Source organism: Nonlabens sp. (assembly GCF_047636915.1).
Lineage (GTDB): Bacteria > Bacteroidota > Bacteroidia > Flavobacteriales > Flavobacteriaceae > Nonlabens.
In genome coordinates, this window is record NZ_JBLIGN010000137.1 from 1 (window position 1) to 4,573 (window position 4,573).

General features: G+C 34.9%; 4 protein-coding genes. 3 read left to right on the top strand and 1 reads right to left on the bottom strand.

The annotated features are described in order from the left end of the window. Positions 1–529: 529 nt before the first annotated feature. The gene (locus ACJAT0_RS12715; RefSeq protein ID WP_415181952.1) at positions 530–655 is read right to left on the bottom strand and encodes a hypothetical protein; all 126 of its coding nucleotides are present in this window, start codon (positions 653–655) and stop codon (positions 530–532) included. A 279-nt stretch (positions 656–934) separates the two neighbouring features. On the opposite strand from ACJAT0_RS12715, the gene ACJAT0_RS12720 reads away from it, so the two are divergent. The 3 genes from ACJAT0_RS12720 to ACJAT0_RS12730 are packed head-to-tail and all read left to right on the top strand — an operon-like array spanning position 935 to position 4,383. After that, entirely contained in the window at positions 935–3,553 is a 2,619-nt protein-coding gene (locus tag ACJAT0_RS12720; RefSeq protein ID WP_415181953.1) for a tetratricopeptide repeat protein, read from the top strand. Positions 3,554–3,562: 9 nt separating this feature from the next. Then, positions 3,563–3,964: a bactofilin family protein gene (locus ACJAT0_RS12725; protein WP_415181954.1), complete on the top strand. Its 402-nt coding sequence runs from the start codon at positions 3,563–3,565 to the stop codon at positions 3,962–3,964. Positions 3,965–3,993: 29 nt separating this feature from the next. Next, positions 3,994–4,383: a hypothetical protein gene (locus ACJAT0_RS12730; RefSeq protein ID WP_415181955.1), complete on the top strand. Its 390-nt coding sequence runs from the start codon at positions 3,994–3,996 to the stop codon at positions 4,381–4,383. Positions 4,384–4,573 lie beyond the last annotated feature (190 nt).

Genomic DNA, 4,573 nt, shown 5'->3' on the forward strand with positions numbered 1-4,573 from the left:
AGCTTTCCCAATGGAATCTAGTAAGGAAATATTTCGATTTCTGTATACATTTTTTCGAATGGTGTAGCGATTTTCTATTTCAAGACGTTCTTCAAGCCATTTACCGATTTCACTCTTTACAGGATTAGCAACCGCTTTAGAAGTTAACTATTGGGACACTTTAATTTTTTTAAGACATATAATGAGCTTTCCTACTTTTTTACCTGCTTGAAAAATAAACACATCCAGACAGGTTTTTTCCTGGAAATTAACTGACGCACCATTTTTTGCGATATAAACACCCATTTAATTCCAAGTCATTCCTTCTAATGCTCGATCGAACCATAGAAGGAACTGGATGTTCCATTTTGAAAATGCCTTTATAAAAAGAAGAACGATTAGAGTCAGATCTGTTCAGATAAAATTTGCTTTTGGTAGTACTCATTCATGGAGTAGGGTCAGATTAGAGGGCAATAGCATCCACTTTTTTAGGGACTCAAAAAACACATCATCCATTCTAAAAGTTATTTGGTTACTTACATGTACCGTGCTAATATAGATAAGATAGTCGCTCTAAGCCATTACCTCTAATTTCCCATAAAAGGCTGTTATCTATTTGTGAATTTGCATGTTGTGTTGCTATAATAAGCGCTATAAAGGGGAATAAGTATTTCATAAAAAGACAAAATAATTTAAGTATTAAAAAATGCTATAATGGGTCTAAAGCAGGACAAACACATTTTGAAATCAAAAGTTTAACGATCTGTTATCATTAGTAATATTTTATAAAATCAACAACCTTAAGGCAGTAAATATTACGGAACCTAAAAAATCCTTATTTTTACCATATTCTACAATATCACTAAGATATTTAGAGTTATTGATGTCATGTCCAACAGTAATAAATTGGAGCATCATGTTAAGTGGTCCTTGGTATAAGTTTAAAACCTATTTTTTGAAACAGTTTTTCTATAATTTATGTGTCATATTTTTGCTTTTAGCCATTATTACAGGCTGTAGCAGGAAAAGAAATTCTTTTATAAGCCGCAATTTTCATGCGGTAGGTACAGAATATAACGTTTTGTATAATGGTAATTTAGCCTTACAAGCAGGTCTTGATGGGTTAGAACAAACTTATAGGGATAACTACTGGGAAGTACTACCAGTAGAGCGCATGACCACAAAGAATCAAGTCTTTTTACCAGGGGAGAAACCAGCAGATCCTAACTTTGAGCGAGCAGAAGAAAAAGCAGTAAAAGCGGTACAAAAGCATTCGATGTTAATTAATGAGATCGAATATAATATGCAAATAGACGAGTCCTATATGCTGCTCGGTAAAGCACGATATTACGACCAGCGTTTTATTCCAGCATTAGAAGCGTTCAATTACATATTGCAATTTATGCCAGAATGTGATCAAATCAATCAGGCCAAAGTGTGGCGTGAGCGAACCAACATGCGACTAAATAACAACGAAACGGCAATTAAAAACTTGAAAAAGTTACTTAAGGAAGAATCAGGAACTATAGCGATGGAAGATTTAGCTATTGCAAATGCAACTTTGTCGCAAGCCTTTTTAAATTTAGAACAAGTAGACAGTGCTTTAGTGTATATGAACCGTGCAGAGAATGAGACGGAGAACCAGGAAACTCAAGCCAGATATAAATTTATTACAGCACAGCTTTTTGTAAAAACAGGTCAGCGTGATAGTGCTTTTGCTCATTACGATCAAATCATTGAGATGCATCGCAAGGTACCACGCCGTTACTATGTGAACGCTTTTGTTGAAAAAATTAAGAACTTTGATCCATCTCAAGACAATAAATCAGAACTTCTCGCTGCTATAAACGAACTAGAGGAAAATAGAGAAAATAGACCTTGGTTGGATGCTATTTATTCTCGCAAAGCGATTTATTATGAGAAGGAAGACAGCATAGATGGAGCAAAAGAATATTATAACAAATCCCTTCGTGCAAAGAATGGCCAAGATCAATATTTGAGAGCTAATAATTATGCAGCTTTAGGAAAAATAAGTTTTGATCAATCTATGTTTGTAAAAGCGGGTAAATATTATGACAGTGCCGTTGTAAATTATATCGAGCGTACAAAAGAACATCGATTGGTTACCAAAAAGAGAACTAATCTAGATGATGTAATTCTTTATGAAGGAAGACGTCGCCATGCAGACAGCATTTTTAAAGTTCTCGCTATGTCTTCAGAACAACAAGTAATCTATTATCAAGAATATATTGATAGCTTAAAAGCAGAGGAAGAACGTATTGCTGAAGAGGCAGAAGTAGAAGCCTCAAAAGCTGCTCAGGAACAAAACGCTTTTTCAATCATCAGTAATAATAGTGTTACAAAGCGAGGAAATACGGGTCCTTCCTTTGGAACTCCTGGGTCTGCTATAGGCTCTAATCCTACTGGCGCGTCAAGTTCCTTTTATTTTTTCAATCAACAAACGGTTGCACGTGGTAAGATGGACTTCAGAGGAAAATGGGGAAAGCGCAATCTAAAAGATAACTGGAGGCGTAAGAATAAAAAGGAAGAGCTGGAAACTGAAATAGTTGAGGAAGAAATAGTTGAGGAAGAAGAAGTGCGGCCAGAATTTAAGACGGAGTTTTATACGAGCACACTTCCAGAAGGTAGGCCTGTGCTGGACAGCATCGCACAGTCTAGAAATTTTGCGTATTATCAATTAGGGGTTATATATAAGGAGAAGTTCAAGCGCAATGATCTTGCTATCAATCGTTTTGAGATTTTGTTGACTCATGACCCAGAGGTAAAGCTTTTACTTCCGGCACTTTACAACCTGTACTTAATATATAAAGAAGACAGTAGTGGTGGTGTTTTTGCGCAAGCAGAACAATTAAAAAACAGGATTATAGCAGATTATCCAGAAACAAGGTACGCCCAAATTTTAAGAAATCCAGGGGCGAAAATAGATGACAGTGCGAGTCCTCTCGCTGTGTATAATCGTTTGTATAAAGAGTATGAAAAAGAAAATTACGATAAGGTTATTAAAAGCGCAGAGGAATATGTAACCTTGTTTAATGGAGATGATATGGTCCCAAGGCTGGAGTTGTTAAAAGCATTTGCTGCTGGAAGATTATATGGTTTTCAAGAATATAAAAAAGGAATAGATTATGTAGCTTTAAATTTTCCCAATACAGAGGTGGGTAAAAGTGCTCAAAAACTAGTCACAGATGCTGAGGCATTTAAAATTTCTGAGGTTTTCCTTCCAGAAGAAGGGCTCACAGATTTTAAACTGGTTTATAGATTTAGAAATGCTGAGGTTGCCGCTAGGGATGCCCTTAAGAAAAAATTTACAGAGGCATTTAAAGAGGAGAACTTTACTTTTACAGTGTCTACAGATGTGTATAATGAAGATGACAAACTGGTCGTTGTTCATGGATTAAATTCAAAATTAGGAGCTCAAGGTTTAGGCGATCTTATGGCAAATCCAGAGAATGTTTATAAAGTATCCAAACCTTTCTTTACCATAGCTTCAGAAAATTATAAGATTACTCAAGTTTATAAAAACTTAGATAAGTACGAGAAAGAAATGTTTTAAAGTAAAATTATGTTTAAAGATAAAAATAGCAACAAGTCTTTTATGGAATCAGGGAAGTCACAAAATAGAATAAGTCATGGAACAATTATTAAAGGCGATGTGGAAAGCGATGGTGGTTTTAGAATAGATGGAACAATAAACGGGACACTCAAAACACCAGGAAAGGTGGTTATAGGGAAAGATGGAAAAGTGGATGGTACATTAGAATGTGCTAATGCAGACATAGAAGGTTTTTTTTCCGGGAAACTAATTGTACAAGGTTTGCTCTCTTTAAAGTCATCGGCAGTTATTACAGGCGATGTTATTACAGAAAAACTTGCTGTAGAGCCAGGGGCTGTTTTTAATGCTACCTGTAAGATGGAGTCTGGATTAAAATCCATAACTACCAGTAAAAAAGATATGTCTGCTTAAGTTAACTTTTTAAAACACCTTTTAATTTTATGAATTTCTATTTTAAAGCGTTTTTACTTATTCTTGTGATGGCCTTTATAGGTTTTGGTATGCACTCGTATGTAGTAGAGTTTTCAGTATTTAACTTGTACAATCTCTATAGCTTTCTTGGAATAGCTACATTGGGATCTGTTTTTGGAATGTATTATTTATATCAATTAGTACCGGATCAATTGGGTTACGTTTTTTTAGTAACAGTCTTTGTGAAATTTGGTGCGGCATTGGTTTTATTCCCTCAATTATTGAGTGAGGAACCTTCTTTGAGTAAGGGACAAATACTTTCTTTTCTATTGCCCTATTTTATCTTTTTAGCAGTAGAAGCTTTTATGGTGATCAAATGGCTCAACGATAATCCTTTAGAGTCTTTTGAAGATCAGTAAATCTTGTAAAAAATTAACGATAAAAACGCTGTTTTTTAGTTTCTTTTTTATCGTACATTTGCACGCGAATTAAGAAACCGAACTTTTAAGGTGCATTACATGTTTAAAACTTATTTTAAGAGCGTATTTTTTGTTTTGATTTTTACTGCGTTCGCTACAGCAACGGCTCAAGATCATGCAAACGATCCAT